Consider the following 17,183-nt stretch of genomic DNA (forward strand, 5'->3'; position numbering starts at 1 on the left):
TGGCACATCTCTTGATGAAGTTATTCGTGCTTATTGTGCATAAAGAGTGTCTCATACTTATTTGAAATGACTATAAAATCGACGGAAGGCGATCGCAATACCATCGAATAAAAGCTTCTCTCCCCTGCGCCAGCGCTTCTCGCTGCAATTCAAAACGACTTTGATACAATCTCAAAGGTGGCTTTCCCTCCACGCCATCCACCAGTTTGAGGCTGTAGCTGCGTCCCAGATAGTAAAAGCCTTCCCCGGAAACGTATTCTTTAGCAGGGGTGGGAGGATTGAAAGATTCTTTCTCGATTAGTTTACTGTGAATCCACAAGCGTTTCTCGTTGACAACTTTTTCTAATGTTTCAATTGGCACTTGTGGGGGAGTTGACAGAATTAATTGACCGTCTCGTTCGACAGTGATGCCGATGGTGCGACGTTTGGCACTCGGGCGTAATTTAAAGGAAAGGTCGCCAAAGGTTAGTGTTGTCATAAGATTAGGCGAGATCGATTTTTACGGGCAAGTTGTACCAGTTTATCGGCTACTGATTCTAATTGTTCGTAATTGACTGCATCCTTATCATCTAAATACCCGGCTATCCACTTTCTTAAATCTTCTTGAACGACAGGTCTGTCCCAATTTACCCGTCGAAGTTCTTGCCTAATGTGGTTGACAATTTCGACGGTTAGTGCTGCAATTTCGGTGAGGTTTTTGTCAGAATGTTCGCCTAAAATATTCAGAAATGGCAGTTGAGTTTTCGGGTCTAACCCGGTTTCATCGGTCTGGCGACCTGTTTGGATTTCTTCGATATATTTCCGCAAAGCTTCTACTTTTTCTTGCCAGTTTTCTGCCAGAGATTCGAGGATTTCTTGCAGTTTATCGCTCAAGTTTTTGTAATAAACTGGGTCTTCATCATAGTGGATATCAATGTGGTGGCGGGCGGCGAATTCCATTTCGGCTGCTTGCGCTTTAATTGACCGATGCCGCTGGACGTGAGTTTTAAAATCCAGAGACATAATATCAATCGGTGGAACTTTGGGATCGATTCCTTGGGATTCAATATATTGGTCAATTAATGCCCGGACTTTTTCTTTGGCGCTGACAATGTTTAGTTTTTCATCTCGATAAAGGTCAGCGACGGATTTTTTAATTAAACCGAGTTTTTTGGCATCTTTGACAAAGTTATAAGGATAACGGGCTTCGGGACGGGGTAAAATTGTGTCTAAGCTGTCGAGAAAGTCTTTAAAATAATTGTTGAATTCGACTCGGAGGCGATCGTCCCTAAGCAAGTCAACACAATCATCTACATCGTTGATTGTGCAACCGTTTTGGGTAAATAAATTAATGAGCCGCTGGTGTTTATCTCGTAATTTCGGCAATTCTTCCCGAATGTCAAACCAAGCGGATTCTGTATCTACTTTATCGTAAATTTCTAAAGCTTTTTGTAGATTAACACCGTAATAATCTACTACTAAGCCATATTCTTTAGTATCATCATGAACGCGGTTAACGCGGGCAATAGCCTGTAATAGTTCATATTCTTTCATTCCTCGGTCTAAATATAAAACTTGTTCTAACGGCGCATCAAATCCCGTCAGTAGCATACTTTTAACAATTAAAATTGCTAAACTGTTTTTGGCTAAAGGATCTTTAAATTTGGTAATATTGATGTCTTGTTGACTCTTATCAGTCCACTTTTTCCAGTTGGGATCGTCATTTTTATCGGAAGAAATAACGGCGGCGAATTCTAAGCGGCGGAGTGTTTCTAAATGCGGTAAGGCTTGGGCGAGAAAGCGAGTTTCTGAATCCAGGTTCTCTAGGGTTTCAGTGTCGAAACTTTGCAGGATGGGGGCGCGACTTTCTAGTTGTTGCACCAGTTCTCTTTGTGCTTCTAAAAATGCTTCTTGATAACGAACGGCTGCGAGACGAGTTGATGCGACAACTTGGGCTTTGAAACCTCCGGGAAGGATACGCTCGCAATAATGGCGCAGCATATCTTTAGCTTTGGCTTTAATCAGTTCTCGCGCTTCGCAGACTTGGGTTTTAGTCGCGTATTTAGCTTTAATTTGCGCCCGTTCTTCTGGGGTTTTATCCTGAAATACGATTTCAAATAGTTTATCTAGGTCATCGCCTTGGGTGACTACGCCTCTGGCTTCTAAGCCTTCATAAAGAATGGGTAAAGTAACTTTATCTTCTTGAGATTGGCGGATATTGTATTGGTCGATAAAATCACCAAAAATTTGCTTGGTCGTTTTCTTGGCAGATTGGACGATCGGAGTACCAGTAAAACCAATTCGCGCACAGTTGGGTAACGCTGTCAAGAGGTTTGTGTGGAGAGTGCTGGCGTGCGATCGGTGCGCTTCATCAATTAGCACTAAAATATCCTCAGAAGGATTGAGATTTTTCGGCATTGGCTCGATTTTTTCTTCTTCTTCTGAGTCTTCGCCACCTTTGAATTTTTGAATCATCCCGAAGACTAAGCCAGCACCGGGTTGTTTGAGGTAGTTTTCTAGCTTTTTGACGTTTTTCGCTTTTTGTAAGGGTTCGCCTGTCAGGACGGCTGTATCGGACAGTTGCTTTTCTAAGTCGGTGCGGTCAGTAACGACGACTATCTTGAAGCGGCGCAAGGCGGGGATGGTGCGGATTTTCCGGATCAGGTACACCATTGTCAGGCTTTTGCCGGAGCCTTGGGTATGCCAGATGATACCACCACGTTGGTCATCGGTGCCGTGTTGCGTGCGGCTTGGGTTGTGCCGGAGTCGCCCGATTGCTTCGTGGACTGCCCGATATTGTTGGTAACGGGGGGCGAGTTTAATCGTGCGTCCGCCGCTGGCTTTGAATAGGGTAAAGTTTTGCAGGATGTCGAGGAGGTTGGCGGGTTGTAGCATCCCGGCGATGAGAGTTTGGCGGGAGTTGAGTTCGGTAACACCCAGTTGTGCGGCAATTTCGGCTTTGGGGCAGGGAGTCGTGTCTTTCCACTCGACATAATGCTCGTAGTTCGCGCCGATGGTTCCTGCTGCTGCCCGTCCTCTAGACGCGGCTATCATTAACTGGTTGTAGTGGAATAGCTTTTCTGCCCCTTCCGGTTGGCTGCTTCCCCGTTGGTTGGAATATTGCAACAAGTCGCGAATGGCTTCGGTGATGGGCTTATCCAGGTTGGGGCTTTTGCACTCGATGACGACGAGGGGGATGCCGTTGACGAGTAGCACGATGTCCGGGACGATAAACCCCCCTTTGCCTGTTGCCCAAGGGGGGTCTACTCGGTATTGATTGATGGCTAGGAAGTCGTTATTTTGGGGATGCTCGAAGTCGATGAATTGGACGGTGCGATCTTTGCCGTCTTGTCCCTGAACAGTGGTGCCTTTGAGGAGTAATTCTGTAGCGGCTTGATTTGCTTCCATTAGTCTTTGTGCGCCCAGACGCTCTAATTGACTCACGGCGGCATTCACTTGGGTATCATCGAGCCAAGGATTGCCGTTGTCATCGAGGTTGATGCGCTTGATGGCAACTTTTAGCTGATCGCTAATTAAGACTTGCTTGAAGTTCTCGCGATGGGTAACTTGGGGATGATCCCAACTGCCTTCGATATGCTGCCAACCCATGCTGATAAGTTGGTCGATGGTTGGCTTTTCAGAGTAGATGTATTCAGGAGTTTGTTGAGACATTGAAACTATTTTTTAGATACTCAATATAAGTAGATTTGACAATTAAGAATAATTGTTTATCTTCAAAAACAAATTTTATGTAATTGGATTTTTTATTGCCAGAACGTAGAGGTTTACATATAACCTCAGCTCCAGAAGCTTGTTCAGGTTCTATAGTAACACGAAACAAATAGTTACAATTAAACTCGGAATTTATTAAACCGGGGAGTTCTTGTTGTTTAGGCATTTCAAACATTTTATTTTCTAAATTACTATTAAGAGGTAGAACATGGTAGAGATTGATTGCATTAGGAAGGAATTTTATATATTCTTCGGAATTGTAGCGAGCAACAGTTAATTCTTGTAAAATATTAAACTCAATAGTATAAACACATAATATATTATCCAAATAGGCGACCTTAAATATTTTAGATACCAAACTAATTTTAGGCTTTATATTAATATCTTGAACTATCCAAGTTAAATAGGTAATATCATCTATTTTTGTGAACCTCTTCTCTTCCTCTATATAAGTAGCAACTTCATATGCTCCACCGTAATATTGTAATAAACTTCTGGAAGTTAACATCTCATCAGCAAAGAACCATCCGCACAACGTAAGTAACTCAATAACAATATTATCAAAATTTGTTAGGTTACTATTTGAATAACGTCTAGAAACTTGCTTAAGTAATTCTTCCATATCATCTGTTCCAGACCCACAGATTTTTATTTGCCCATACGCTGAAAAATTTACTTCATGAATTAGAACGCCATTAAATGAATGACTAAACGAATGGAATCCCTCCGAATCTTTAATATATCCAATAAAACCAACTTCTTGTTTTGCTATCCATTTGTTTATATCATTATTGATTTCAATGAAAAAATTCTCAAGAGATTCTTTTGTAAATGATTGGCTAGAATGTCGATTTTTCAATTCGGATACAATTACCCTAGCTGCTATAGGGCTACCTGCCCAACCCATAATCAAATTGTCATCAATAATATTAACTTTTTGTATTAAGTCGGTAATACTCCAGCCAGAGCCTTGTGGGAAAATTTTATCAATATCACCAATCGTTGGAATAGATAGAGATTGCTCTAATTCATGTCCAGATATTAATACATCTCCTAAAATAGCTGGAAGATTGTTTATCATCAAGGCAACTACTAAAGTCATTCTACTTATCTCCTAGACAATTAACTCGCACTGTTCCGGTTAATAAGTCGTGCATCAGTCCTTGTTTCTGGAGTTTGAGCTTGTCGCGGTAGGCTTCTTCTGTGCGAATACGGGTGTCATAGGTATCGATCATTTCAACAATTCGTATTTGCTCTTTTATTGGTGGTAATTGAATAGGAAATGATGCTATTAATCGTTCGTTAAGGTTTGACTGGTTAGAGCCGTGGCTCATACTTCTTATCTCATCATAGTAATAGCTGAGATAATGAAATAGATAGCGTGATACTAACTTATTGTCTTTGGGTATAATTGCAGCACAGGCTTGATTGGTAGTTGATTCGATACCGAGGATTCCGACTTTGCCACGTGTAACTCCTTGCCCATACATAGCCATGAGGACTGTATCAACTGGATAAACTGTCAAGGAAGTTTCATTCAGTGCCTTTTGTGTTATTTTTTCCTCAGTATCCTGAATAAATGTGTAATTTATCTCGCCTGTTTTTACCCATGCTATTGTGCCATCTTGCCAGTATTTTGGGTTACTACGGTTTGGAGTGGAACCTGAACTCGTAGAAGCTTGCTCGCCAATTGTAGTAGCCTCCCAATCTTTCGGGATTTGTCCCAGTGGTGAGTCTTTGAACTGTTCGGGGTGCCCGATCGCATCCCTCAATTCCCCATTCTCATCTAACCCCCGTGTCAGCAAGTCGTGCAGCAGTCCAGCCTTCATCTGCTTGAGCTTGGCGATGAGAGAGGAGGTATGGGCGATCGTCTCATCCACTGTGTCCAAAATTTCCGCAATCTGCCGATGTTCATCGAGAGGAGGTAGCGGAATTAGAAAATTAACTACATCATCCCTAGTAATATTTGGGTCTTTACGGGTACTCGCAGCAATCCCTTTCCAACGAAATCTTCCATATTGGAGCGCACGAAGAACAAACTCTGGTTCTACTAAGGGTGAAATTTTGATAAGACTGCTAATTGCTTGGTTCGTAGTCGCTGAATCTTTCAAGATTCCTGTTCGCCCAATTTGTTCCCATCCGCCATACATTGCAATTAGTACAGTTTTTGGGGGTAAGAGTTGAACACTGCACTCTTTTAGGGCTATTTCTGTAATTCGCTCATCGGTATCAACAATCCATCCCTCGTTGAGATCCATTGTTTTAACCCAAGGGATAGTGCCACCAACAAAATATGACTGATGCTTAGTGCGTAAAGGTGTTGCTCCACTTTGAATCTGAAACACTGATGATAGTGGGACAACATCCCAATCCTTCGGAATTCTCCCAACTGGCGAATCCTTAAACTCCTCAGCTTTAACAACAGTCTCACGCATATCCCAACCCACTCAAAAACTCATTCAACTGCTGACGCGCCGCATCCCGGTCCGATTCAATATCCTGCAACGTCACCCGATACTTATCCCACCAATTCTCTACCGCCACAATAACCTGCTGACGGTGAGCCGTGACATATCGCTCCAACTCAGCAATTAAGCCATCCTTGAAAATCGCCAACACCAACCCCTGACAATCCTCATCCGTCAACGCCGCACGTTTAGCTGACAAACGCTTCTCCACTTCTTTCTTCAGCATCCTCAGTATCCCCTTCGCTTCATTCAATTGCTTTTTAATTTCCTTATAGGGTTCCAGTTGTTTCTCAATCTCGGCAATTTCCGCTTCCATCGGCTCAACCGTCGCCTCAAGTTCAGCGATTTTATCCGCATTCAACAACGGCGAATTCTTCCTTAAATCCTTAATTTCCTTCTTCGGCTCCTTAATCGAATTTTTCAGAGTCTTGAGCCTTGTCTCCAACTCCTTAGCAAAATTAACCGCCTCCGACTCCTCATCGCTGGCTTCTCCCTCTTGCGCCTCGGCCTCTTCCCCCCCTTCAAACGCTTCCTTTTGCTGCTCTAACTCAGCAATTCTCGCCTCAGCCTCAGCAATTTCCTCCAGATAGTCCGGCATCAAGCGCACCACCAGTTTATGATTGAGCGGGTCGAACTTCGTCTGATTTTTCTGCGTATCATCATCCTGTTCTAAAGCATCCCGAATCGTATCCACCCAACTATCAACCAACCCGCCAAAATCCGATTCCGAGAGCGTTCTGAGTTCATACTTCACCTCATCCCACCAACTCGCCACCACACCCGCAACCTTGAAGCGGTCAAGTAAACCCACAGGTTCCAGGCTATCAACAAACGAATGCAAAAACTCCCCTCGCAGTTCCATCACCTTCTTCGTTTTCGGCAACTCGCCCAAATCTGGTGCATGAAGTTGCCACCAAGCAGCAAAAACACTATAAAGCTTACCTTCTTGTTGTTGAACGCCAGCATCAGATTCAATAAAATTTTTAATCTGCCCTCTTTCCGTAATTGAGGCAATAAAATCTAAATAATCCATTAACAACGCTCCACTAAAATTCTAGTTGGATCGAATCCATGCGCCTCCAACAATGGACGCTTTGCCTCTACCTCAACTTTAGGAATTCCACCCAATAAATGAGCTTTCACATCCTGCGGTTCTGGCGGTGGCGCATTGTCCGCATAGCGGCGAATATTGCAGTTATAATCATTCTCTGCTAATTCCTGCTTTGTCACCACTGCCGAATAACCCGGTAAAGCCTTAAAATTTTCAAACACCCAGGTAATCTTTTCAATATGTTCGGGGCGCAAATAATTCTGAGCGCGACCTGCATAATATTCCGCATCGGCATTAATAAATAATACCTGATTTTTACGTACCGCAGGTTTCGCATCTTTACTGCCACGCATCACTAAAATACAAGCAGGAATCCCCGTTCCATAAAATAAATTTGGCGGCAAACCAATCACCGCTTCTAAATGATCTTGGTCAATCAAACTCTCGCGAATTTTCTTCTCTTCACCCCCCCGAAACAGCACCCCATGAGGCATTACCGTCGCCATCAGCCCATTATCTTTTAGCACCGCCATCATGTGCTGAGCAAACATTAAATCTGCTTTTTTCCCGTCTGCTGGACAAAACCCATGCGTAAACCTTCCCTGAAATGCCATCCCTTCACGGCTGTAGTTTTGGGAAAAAGGCGGATTGCTAATTACTCGGTCAAATAGCAGGAGTTCCCCGCCTTCAATATGTAAGGGATTAAATAGCGTATCATCATTGTGAATATCCGCGTCCCGAATCCCGTGCAGCAGCATATTAATCTTACAAATTGCCCACACGCCGCCGTTATTATCCTGCCCGTAAAGCGCTAAATTTCTGGCATCGCCGCCGCCCTCTTCAACATATTGCTTTGCCAGAATTAATATACCCCCCGAACCACAACAAGGGTCATAAACAGACATCCCTGGTTGTGGTTTCATCAGCCTCACCATCAACTGCACCACTTCACGCGGCGTATAAAATTCGCCCCCTTTCTTCCCCGCAGAATCAGCAAAATCTTTAATCAAATACTCATAAGCAGCACCCAATAAATCGGGAAAGACCAAATCTTCATTTCGCAATCGATACTTACTAAAATGTTGAACTAATTCGCGTAATTTAGAATCAGAAAGCCGATTCTTTCCCACCTGACGATTAAAATTAATGTGACCTAATACTCCTGTTAAAGCTTGGTTCTTATCTTCCAGAGAACCTAAAGCTTTATTCAATCCATCTGCTACTTTTTCATGTACTTCATCGCGAATATAAGCCCATCGCGCTTTTTCCGGTACAAAAAAAGCCTCTTGGTAACTCATGGGATTTTCCGCCCTCTGTTTCGCCTCTTCTGGCGTGCGTCCCCGTGCCAGATTCTCCTGTATAATTTGGTCATAACGTTGCTCAAACACATCCGAAGCGCGTTTGAGGAATAGCATCCCAAAAATATACTCTTTGAACTCCGAAGCATCCATATTGCCCCGCAGGATATCGGCGGCGGCAAACAGATGTCGTTCCAGTTGTGGCAGAGTTAGCTTACCCATGAAAAAATACTTAATATTAAGAAAAAAATATTCCTGATAAATGCGATCGCACCTAACTCACCAGTTTACTAGCTAGCCCTTGATGAATCTGATCTAACCAGACAGGAATTACAGGTTGACCAGATTTTAAGGATGCGTTCGCGAAGCGTGCCGGAGGCATATCGCACTCTCCTAATCAAACTCTACCAGTTTAAGCGATCGCTATGAATGAATCCCAGCACAACATAAACCGCCCTAGCGGAACCGAATTTGTAAATTCCGGTTCATTCTCCCTCAGCCGTTGCCGCGTCCGAAGCGCCACCTCAAAACTCAACCCCACAGACAGACAAAGGTCAAACGGCGCCCACTTCTCGACTTGATGGCAGCCAAAAACAAGCTCTAATCAACAAATTACTGACCCAAGCCAGTAAAAACATCAAAACATAGAGTCAAGCATTTCGGTAACGTCTTGTTGGTCGCGGCCCCGGTTGTTGTCATATATCATGAGAGTGTCTAGCTTTCTGTGCCTGCTGAGTTGCGGAATGTGGGTTCAAAAAAAAGCTGCCCCCTCTGGACTAAGCGTGCAGCTTTTTGCAGCCTGGCGGATACTACTTCTTAGAAGAACCTGACCTCTTTCGTAACATGGGTAGGGTTAGTACCTGAATTAGTAAGACAATAGAACGGATTAGGAAGGGTATAGCTACAATGAATTCAGTTTCCGTACCCAAATACTGAGGCGGTATACTTGGTGGAATTTTGCTCGGTACAGCAATGCAGTTTCAAAAGAATCCTGATTGCTGTTCCGAACAACTAGGATTTCCTTTGGGCTATAGCGGCTGTATCGGAACACCATTCAACACAGCCGTGACGAACCCAGAAATGGCATCTACACTCATTAAGCTGCCTAACCGAGGGATGAATCGTCGGTCGTCCCAACCAGTCTATCGTGACTTTCCACGAAGGATGCTGCGTCTGCTTTAAGGACAACAAAATCGCCTCTCCGCATTCACCGGGACATCGAAAACAAGCCCACTTCCGATAGCGAGCATCACCAACGACAAATACCTGTTTCGGTATAATTTCTTCAGGTGCTGGATGAACTTTAACTATCCGTGCTGACAAGTCGGGTCTTTCAATTACCTTCAGCTTGATTAGAATCCATCGAATTAGATTGCGAAGAAACATAGCTCACTCCACCAAATCGAGAAATGGAACAATATCGCCTTTGCCCCAACAATCAGCAGTACCGCAAATAGGGCAATGCGACTTGGAATCAGCAGCTTGCTTTCTATCGGTCATCAGGTGAAATTTTCTTACTCTTTGGGCAATCGCACCGTTCTCACCTCGAAATCCTTGAAGGCGGTGCACCAACTCTTCAATCGCCATAATCGCAACATCCGTGGTGAAAAGTACCACTGCGGGACTTGGATTGCCTTCGCCTAAAACGTAAGCCTCTGCTTTTTGCCGCTCGTACTCGACCGGATGATTCCGCTTCAAAGCCTCATCCCGCGCTACCACAGGATTGATAACTTCTCGGCACAACAGGCAAGTGTGACTGGGCGCAAGTACGGTTACTCGACCATCTAGCGCTTTGATTTCTGGCGGTTCAGTTGGAGATACCTCGATGGCAAGCCCTACATCGAAAACAGGAGCCAAGTAATAGTAGGCAAAGCGGTTAAGCAGCAACCGTCCTGCATGGTCATCCGTGCAACCGAAGACTATATCGCAGGACTTCAGGGCATTTCGGCAATCCCGATCGCCTATCCACGATTGATAGGACTTTACTTGCACTCCCAGCCCTAGCTCCGAGAGCGATCGCGCTACAGCAAGAACCTTCGGGTGCTTTGCTTCAGCGTCTTCCCGAGTCGCGCCGTGAAGTCGGTTTAAGTTACTCTCTTCAACTACATCTCGATCGAAGAGCGCAATCAGCCGTACTCCCATTTTGGGAAGCAGCATGGCGACTGCGCTGCCCGTACCGCCACAGCCTACCACTCCAACCCTGAGCGTTGATAAATCCTGAGTAAGTGCTTCCCCAAATGCGAGCGATTGTCGGTGAAAAACTGACGAAGGTATACCCTGCCCCCGTCCCGTGTAGTGGAGCTTGATTGCTTTTCCTACAACACAAATCAGTTGTAGGGGAATCGACTCCTGCTGGCTCGTCCACAGGCGACCGACAAGCTCTCCTGAGTCTGTGAGAATTACGCTCAGGAGTTTTGTCTGGATACCGTTTCTGTGCTGGGCAAGCTCTACAAGGTCAGGCTCGTTTCTATCATCCTGTTCGGAAAACGCAGCGATACCTCCCGGATGGCTGTGAACGAGAGCCACTGTCATCCCCCTCGTTTGAGCGAGCTTCAATGCTCGAACAAAAGAATCAGTTTTCCAGGTAATATGCCGATCTGAACTCGAAACTATTTCATCTTCAGGTACCGCGAGGATTTCATAGGAAAGATATTTCCTCCGCTGCTGAACATCCCAAGGGTCCGATTCAATGACTACCTCACCGCAGATCACGTAAGTCGCTCGTTCTCGTCCATCGGCGCGGCTCAGGGTTTCTTGGAGGTATTTAAGGTGTTCCTCCTGCAACACCATACTGGCAGTAAAGCTCATACAGCTACCTCCAGAGCGTGTTCCACGCGCTTGAGCATCGTCCAAATACCGTCAGTACCGGGACGCCACTCGTTGTTGTGGCGCGACCACCGTTGCCAGGAGACTCCATTGAACATAAAAGCCTGGTTTGCTGCTGTGGGGTAACGGTTGCGAGTGGCAAGCTTCACCCAGGGTTGCAAGTAAAACATATCTGGCGGGACATCTGGGTAGCCTGGTGGAACCACAATCAATACATCAGCCTGGTGGACATCGTACTTGTTGGACGGCAACCTAAAGCCAGGAAGAATTACTCCCTTTTGGCTCCCGTCTGTGACTTCCTGAAAAACAATACCTTTGCTTTCAAGATATTCCCGCTCTCGCGACGGTAAGAAACTCATGGATTAACCCTCCGTCGTAGTTTTCTTACCGGTGAAGAAGCGCTCGACTCCGGGAGCTTGGAGATCGATCGACTCCGCATTTCCAACCGGGCGGTCTTCTCCGTCTCGTACCTCCAGCCAAACTCCATAAGATTGGGGGTCAACTGCAGCAAGCTGTTTCAGCTTCAGTCCGGTAATCAGTGGTATGCCCCACTCAAATTTCCGACCGTCAATCACAAAACGGAAAGAGCGATCGCTGTGCCAGGTGATAAACGCCTCTATACCCGGTTTCCGCAGATCGACCGTTTCATCAGGCCTGATTTCCTCAAGCTGCCCGTTTTGCAACCGCTGAAAGATGAGGTATTCATCAGATGGCCTCTTCCCTGCCGTGTCAAGAAGCTGAAGACCGGCAATAACTGGATCGTCCACTTCATAAGAAGTCTCATCAATTTGAATCCGATAACTTTTTGACATAATCACGCTAAACTTCTCAATTGCGATAGTGACCACTGATTGCGTAAATGCAATTACCTTCATGTTACACAACTGACTTAAAATTGCAAGGTAGCAATCGGAGATGGAGGATGGCTAAGGTAGAGTTCGATGTAGAGTCCTTTTACGCAGCGTTAGACAGCCAGCGACAATCGCAGCGCCTAACGTGGAAGCAGGTAGCGGCACAGTCTGAGGTAAGCGCGTCCACTTTGACCCGCATGGCTCAAGGAAGGAGGCCTGATGTGGATAGTCTCGCAGCACTGCTAAAATGGTCGGGATTGCAGGCTGAGTCCTTTGTCAAAGGAGCTCGGGATACTCGGACTGAATCAGACCCGCTTACTCAAATTACTGCGTACTTACGGGCCGATCGCAATCTCACGCCAGAAGCAGCAGCAGCTCTCGAAGCGATTCTCAAAGCAGGTTACGAGCGTCTACGCAAGGATCGAATAGATTGATGAAACAGCAGTTACGCCGCGGGTTCAAATCTGAAGCGGATGCTTATGCTCGGGAATATAGAAGGGAACTGAGTCTCAGGGCTCATGACCCCCTTTGTCCCTGGAGATTGGCCCAACACTTAGAAATCCCCGTAGACCCCTTATCCGCTTACACTGAAATACCCGAAGCGGTTGCCTATTTTATGGAACAGGATCGGGAAAGCTTTTCAGCTATCACCATCATTGACGGCTACCGACGGCGTATCATCCACAATGATTCGCACCCTCCTCTCCGACAGGCTTCCAATATCGCTCACGAACTCGGTCACGGCATCCTTGGTCACAGGCCTCTCCCTATATTCGATGAGTACGGCTGCCGCCACTTCGACGTGGAACAGGAGGATGAAGCGAATTGGTTGGGACCAGCGTTGCTTATTTCAAAGGAAGCAGCCTTTCACATTGCTAAAACTGAGATGAGCGTGGTCAAAGCAAGTAGGGTTTATCAGGTTAGCGAGCAAGTTATCACCATGCGCCTCAATGTCAGTGGAACACGCAAGATCCTCAACTTCTCGAAAAAGAAACGTAATAAGCTTAAATAGATATTAAATCAAAGTTCGGACAGTTTTTATTTTGTGATTCGGAGAAATAGCACTTATTCAATAAAAACCAAGTAATTGACACAATGAAAGACTTATTCCCAGGATATTATTCCCTCTCTGAACAAGATTATCTGGAGCTTTGGTCAAAATGTACTTTTATTTTTGATACTAATGTTCTGTTGGATTTTTACGAATACAATAATGAAACGCGCCAAGAGTATTTTACAGTTTTAGAAACTATAAAGGATCGTTTGTGGATTCCTCATCAAGTTGCACTTGAATATCACAAAAATAGAATTACTAGAATAATTCAAGTAGAGTCGAAATTTGATACTGCTAAAAGTGATTTGGATAAGATTGCAAATGAAACCACAAAAAAACTTTTCGAGAATTTCAACTTCCGAGGTCTTCCTCCTGAAGTTCTCCAAGAACTGACTGAGGATGTAAAGAGAGTTTTTGATACTTTTTGGGATAAATTAACATCTTGCAGTGAAGAGTTAATTCAAATAAATGGGACTGATCAGATAAGAGATAAAATTACAGATTTATTCCAAGAGAAAATTGGTGAATCACCTACTAATCAAGAAGAGCTGGCTCAAATATATTTAGAGGGTGAAAAAAGATACAAAATCTGTCGCCCCCCTGGTTTTTTAGATCGAGATAAAGATAAAATTAACAATTGTTATACTCATAAAGGGTTAGTCTTTCAAAGACAATATGGTGACTTAATTCTTTGGAAACAGCTCCTCAAACAAGTTAAGTCTAAGTCATTAAGTCATATTATTTTTATTACTCGCGATAATAAAGACGATTGGTGGAGAAAAGGAGGTAAGAAAACTATTGGGCCACATCCAGAGTTAGTCGAAGAAATCTTGGATGCTGGTGCTTCTATGTTTCATATGTACTGGCCAGATCGTTTTTTGCACTTTGCTAAAAAATATCTACAACAGGAAATAAAAGAAGAATCGATACAACAAGTTGAAGAAGTTTCTGTTTCAAACAGTTTGTCTGAACCAGAATTAGATGATAATTTTTCTAGACAATTATCAGCTATTGATAGCTATGGATTGAGTAATATAGAACGTTTAATAGCCTCGAATAATCCATTGAGTAATATAGAACGTTTAGTAGCTGCTGCAAATAATCCATTGAGTAATATAGCTAACCTTCCTAAACAATCAGTTATGGATGCGACGCAATTGATAAATACAGACAAGTATGGATTGAGAAATAACATAGCAGTAGCAAGCATAATGGCAGAACAAAATCGATTTATGGCATCCGTAAATCAATTCGTAGAAAATAATAATCGAACTATAGAGCGAATGAAGAAACAAGCAGCAATACCGAAACAATCAATACCCGATGCGAATGGGGGAAGAGATATTGAATCTTCACAAATTGAACCTTCTGAAGATTGAAGTTTTTTAGTATTGATATGAATTCTGTATGAACCTGCACAAAATAGGAAGCCTGAAATCTTTTTCGGTAGTAGTAACTATGAGAATTTTTCAAGCATTGGGTCGAACGCAGCGATCGCCCCCATCGGGAAATTTCTCGTTCAAACTCTGATCGAAATAATACTGACACCAAAATTCTGCTACTTCCAACAACCTGGGTACGGATTCAGCAACGATACCCGAACCAGACTGCAATCCATAGCCTTCTACATATTCTATAGCTAGTTTGTAAGTCCAATAGGGAAAATCTGTCTCTACAAAACAGCGGAGCGCATACTCTAGCTTTAGTAAATCCCGGCTGCGGACAAAGCGCACCGTTGTCCACCTAAAATTGCGGTAGTCATCCCCTTGCAAGCCATCAATGTCTCTCAATAAGTTTCTGAGAGATTGCCTGCTTTCGTAACTAGGACTTTCTAAGTAACTTTGCATCAGTGCGATCGCCTCATCCACTAACTGTTGTTGCTGTGCCCATTCTTCACTGGTGAAGTGTTCGGGACAATTCGCCCGCTCCATCTGTTGCTGTACCAGTCGAGCAATGTAGAGCGCAAACTTTTCGGCAGCAACTTCATCAACGCACAGACTTTTGATACTCGTCAGTCTGGTTATCGGTATGGCAAAGCGAGTTTTTTCAACTTCTTGAGTGGCTTGAATCCACTTTTTGATTTTATTGGCAATAGCACGTTTTTGGTTGTTTTGTTTCATCTTCAATTGCCGACTATTAATATCCTGATTGAATCCACGCCTCATCAATTAAATCTGTTAGTTGGAGTGTAACAGCCCAGTGGGTTAAGTAAGCGAGATCGAGTCGTTCCCCTTGCACCTTCAAAACTCCCAAGACATCCCTCCACTGCTTTTGGGAACCGCCAGGAATTAGTTTGTACCAACTGAGTTTTTGCAGGACGATATCTTCGGGCGAGTAGATGTAAATTCCCTCTTCTTGTAAGCCGCTAACAGGGTAAAGTTGGCGTCGGCTCATCACCGAAGCCGAAAAAGGGTCATCGCTGCCCATTACAAAAATATCCGCTTTCTCCATAGAAGGCAAATAGATGACATTGAAAGATGATTCGCGGGGTGCTGTTCTTGACTTGGCAATTGCTTCAGTCACAGCCGAGGAGCTGATGTAAAACTCGCCTGACATGGCATCAATTAATCTCTGTGCTGTTCCCGCTTCCAAATCAATCACTAAGTCCAAATCTTGCGTAGATCTGTTTTCTCCCAACAGCGAACTTGCCACGGAACCTCCCACCACATAGGGAATATTCAGCGGTAGCAAGATGCTGGCTATTTTTTGCGCTAATTCGATCGGATCTGCAATCACGAGTTCGCCCCAATCTTTGCTGTCTGATAAAACTTCTATCCACTCAGCACCCAAGCACCTTTTAATAAATTCTTGCCGAACTTTTGCCTCAGTAGCATTGGGATACTGGTTCTTTATTCCAGATATTGCCAACCTTCGCACCGCTTGATTGAAAGCGCAAGTCCGCTGTACTTTTTGTTGGAGCGTTAACTGCCGCAATAGCTGAAACATCAGCACGTCAGCTTCAATGCTGGTATCGATAGATTGTGGCTTGTATCCTGACTTAACTGTGACTGTTGGTATTGGCGGCATGATGCAATGGAGATCGAGGGTATAGATTCCACAATTGTATTACAAAGTAAAAGTTTTTCCTGCCGTGCAAAAAAAGTGAGATCTTTGATGTACGAACTGGTGCAACAACAGGTATATGCGATCGCAAGACGTAATTAATTTAATTTTTGTTCTAAAATAAAAGAAATTCCACAAACTGCATTTTCGATGTTTTCCGGGGAAGGCGGAAGTATTTCAAATCCATGCTTCTTGTACCATTTGACAAGGTTGGGATTGTTGTTGATATCTTCTTGAGTTAGAGAACCGCAGATTCGCCTAATTCCCCGCTGACGAGCTTTCTTTATCGCAAACTGCAACAGGTGAGTTCCCAGCCCCCTGCGACGGTAATCGATTGATTTTGGTTCAACTAGCAGCCTCAAAAGAGCTGCCCCTAAGTGTTCTGGAGTGTGAATTACATCGTCGCGAATCAAGATATCGCCTATCACCAATTTATCGGGCGGATACAAAACGCATTGAAGCATACCAATTGCGGTGTTGCGGTACAGGAGTTTGGCAGTGAAATATTGGTCTTCGTCCGGGTCTACTTGCAGTCGGTATTCTCGTCTGCAGGCGATCGCAAACCATCATTCGAGCGATGTTTTTCGATGAACTTTCCAACATTATTTATTTTTAGAGTCCCTGAACCGATTATCCCTCACCTCGGATGCGATCGCCTTTTCTTTCTCTTTGACCCCGTTCACCCGCCGCATTAAGAAATACCCCCGACGGATGCAGTAATGCAGTATTTGTGGCAAACTCTCAGGTGTCGGGTCGGTATAGAACCCATTTGACATCTTTTCTTAAAAAATAAGGCAGACAAACAAGTCGTCTCACATAACTCAATAGCCACAAGACGAGAAATCATGGGGCAATGGTGGC

General features: G+C 44.2%; 16 protein-coding genes. 3 read left to right on the top strand and 13 right to left on the bottom strand.

Annotated elements, in window-relative coordinates:
* Positions 1 to 70 precede the first annotated feature (70 nt).
* From QUB77_RS29800 to QUB77_RS29845, 10 genes are all read right to left on the bottom strand, one after another.
* Positions 71 to 478 (bottom strand): YgjP-like metallopeptidase domain-containing protein, encoded by a 408-nt coding sequence (locus QUB77_RS29800; RefSeq protein ID WP_333180719.1) that lies wholly within the window; start codon positions 476 to 478, stop codon positions 71 to 73.
* A complete protein-coding gene (locus QUB77_RS29805; protein ID WP_333180718.1) occupies positions 475 to 3,651 on the bottom strand; it encodes an HsdR family type I site-specific deoxyribonuclease in 3,177 nt (1,058 codons plus the stop codon). The genes QUB77_RS29800 and QUB77_RS29805 overlap by 4 nt, the downstream gene beginning before the upstream one ends.
* Positions 3,632 to 4,813 (bottom strand): hypothetical protein, encoded by a 1,182-nt coding sequence (locus tag QUB77_RS29810; protein WP_333180717.1) that lies wholly within the window; start codon positions 4,811 to 4,813, stop codon positions 3,632 to 3,634. The genes QUB77_RS29805 and QUB77_RS29810 overlap by 20 nt, the downstream gene beginning before the upstream one ends.
* 1 nt (position 4,814) lies before the next feature.
* Positions 4,815 to 6,146 carry a restriction endonuclease subunit S gene (locus QUB77_RS29815; protein ID WP_333180716.1) on the bottom strand — a complete coding sequence of 444 codons (1,332 nt, stop codon included), beginning with the start codon at positions 6,144 to 6,146 and terminating at the stop codon, positions 4,815 to 4,817.
* Positions 6,139 to 7,212 carry a hypothetical protein gene (locus tag QUB77_RS29820; RefSeq protein WP_333180715.1) on the bottom strand — a complete coding sequence of 358 codons (1,074 nt, stop codon included), beginning with the start codon at positions 7,210 to 7,212 and terminating at the stop codon, positions 6,139 to 6,141. The genes QUB77_RS29815 and QUB77_RS29820 overlap by 8 nt, the downstream gene beginning before the upstream one ends.
* Positions 7,212 to 8,750 (bottom strand): class I SAM-dependent DNA methyltransferase, encoded by a 1,539-nt coding sequence (locus QUB77_RS29825; protein ID WP_333180714.1) that lies wholly within the window; start codon positions 8,748 to 8,750, stop codon positions 7,212 to 7,214. The genes QUB77_RS29820 and QUB77_RS29825 overlap by 1 nt, the downstream gene beginning before the upstream one ends.
* A gap of 789 nt (positions 8,751 to 9,539) precedes the next feature.
* Complete coding sequence (locus tag QUB77_RS29830; RefSeq protein WP_333180713.1) at positions 9,540 to 9,914, bottom strand: DUF6527 family protein; 375 nt, start codon at positions 9,912 to 9,914, stop codon at positions 9,540 to 9,542.
* A gap of 3 nt (positions 9,915 to 9,917) precedes the next feature.
* The gene (locus tag QUB77_RS29835; RefSeq protein ID WP_333180712.1) at positions 9,918 to 11,336 is read right to left on the bottom strand and encodes a ThiF family adenylyltransferase; all 1,419 of its coding nucleotides are present in this window, start codon (positions 11,334 to 11,336) and stop codon (positions 9,918 to 9,920) included.
* Positions 11,333 to 11,713: an E2/UBC family protein gene (locus tag QUB77_RS29840; protein ID WP_333180711.1), complete on the bottom strand. Its 381-nt coding sequence runs from the start codon at positions 11,711 to 11,713 to the stop codon at positions 11,333 to 11,335. Before QUB77_RS29840 ends, QUB77_RS29835 begins: the two co-directional genes overlap by 4 nt.
* A 3-nt stretch (positions 11,714 to 11,716) precedes the next feature.
* Positions 11,717 to 12,166: a multiubiquitin domain-containing protein gene (locus QUB77_RS29845; protein WP_333180710.1), complete on the bottom strand. Its 450-nt coding sequence runs from the start codon at positions 12,164 to 12,166 to the stop codon at positions 11,717 to 11,719.
* Positions 12,167 to 12,276: 110 nt separating this feature from the next.
* On the opposite strand from QUB77_RS29845, the gene QUB77_RS29850 reads away from it, so the two are divergent.
* The 3 genes from QUB77_RS29850 to QUB77_RS29860 all read left to right on the top strand — a co-directional run bounded on the left by QUB77_RS29850 (position 12,277) and on the right by QUB77_RS29860 (position 14,638).
* The gene (locus QUB77_RS29850) at positions 12,277 to 12,639 is read left to right on the top strand and encodes a helix-turn-helix domain-containing protein (protein ID WP_333180709.1); all 363 of its coding nucleotides are present in this window, start codon (positions 12,277 to 12,279) and stop codon (positions 12,637 to 12,639) included.
* The gene (locus tag QUB77_RS29855; protein WP_333180708.1) at positions 12,639 to 13,217 is read left to right on the top strand and encodes an ImmA/IrrE family metallo-endopeptidase; all 579 of its coding nucleotides are present in this window, start codon (positions 12,639 to 12,641) and stop codon (positions 13,215 to 13,217) included. Before QUB77_RS29850 ends, QUB77_RS29855 begins: the two co-directional genes overlap by 1 nt.
* 83 nt (positions 13,218 to 13,300) lie before the next feature.
* On the top strand, positions 13,301 to 14,638 hold the full coding sequence (locus tag QUB77_RS29860; RefSeq protein ID WP_333180707.1) for a PIN-like domain-containing protein: 1,338 nt from the start codon (positions 13,301 to 13,303) through the stop codon (positions 14,636 to 14,638).
* 90 nt (positions 14,639 to 14,728) lie between these two features.
* Here QUB77_RS29860 and QUB77_RS29865 read toward each other — a convergent pair whose 3' ends face one another.
* The 3 genes from QUB77_RS29865 to QUB77_RS29875 form a co-directional block, all read right to left on the bottom strand.
* Positions 14,729 to 15,379, bottom strand: a complete 651-nt coding sequence (locus tag QUB77_RS29865; protein ID WP_333180706.1) for a hypothetical protein — start codon at positions 15,377 to 15,379, stop codon at positions 14,729 to 14,731.
* 16 nt (positions 15,380 to 15,395) lie between these two features.
* Positions 15,396 to 16,286 (bottom strand): hypothetical protein, encoded by an 891-nt coding sequence (locus QUB77_RS29870; RefSeq protein WP_333180705.1) that lies wholly within the window; start codon positions 16,284 to 16,286, stop codon positions 15,396 to 15,398.
* A gap of 134 nt (positions 16,287 to 16,420) precedes the next feature.
* Positions 16,421 to 16,786 carry a GNAT family N-acetyltransferase gene (locus QUB77_RS29875; RefSeq protein ID WP_333180704.1) on the bottom strand — a complete coding sequence of 122 codons (366 nt, stop codon included), beginning with the start codon at positions 16,784 to 16,786 and terminating at the stop codon, positions 16,421 to 16,423.
* Positions 16,787 to 17,183 lie beyond the last annotated feature (397 nt).

It is taken from the genome of Microcoleus sp. AT9b-C3 (genome assembly GCF_036705485.1).
Taxonomy (GTDB): Bacteria; Cyanobacteriota; Cyanobacteriia; order Cyanobacteriales; family Microcoleaceae; genus Microcoleus.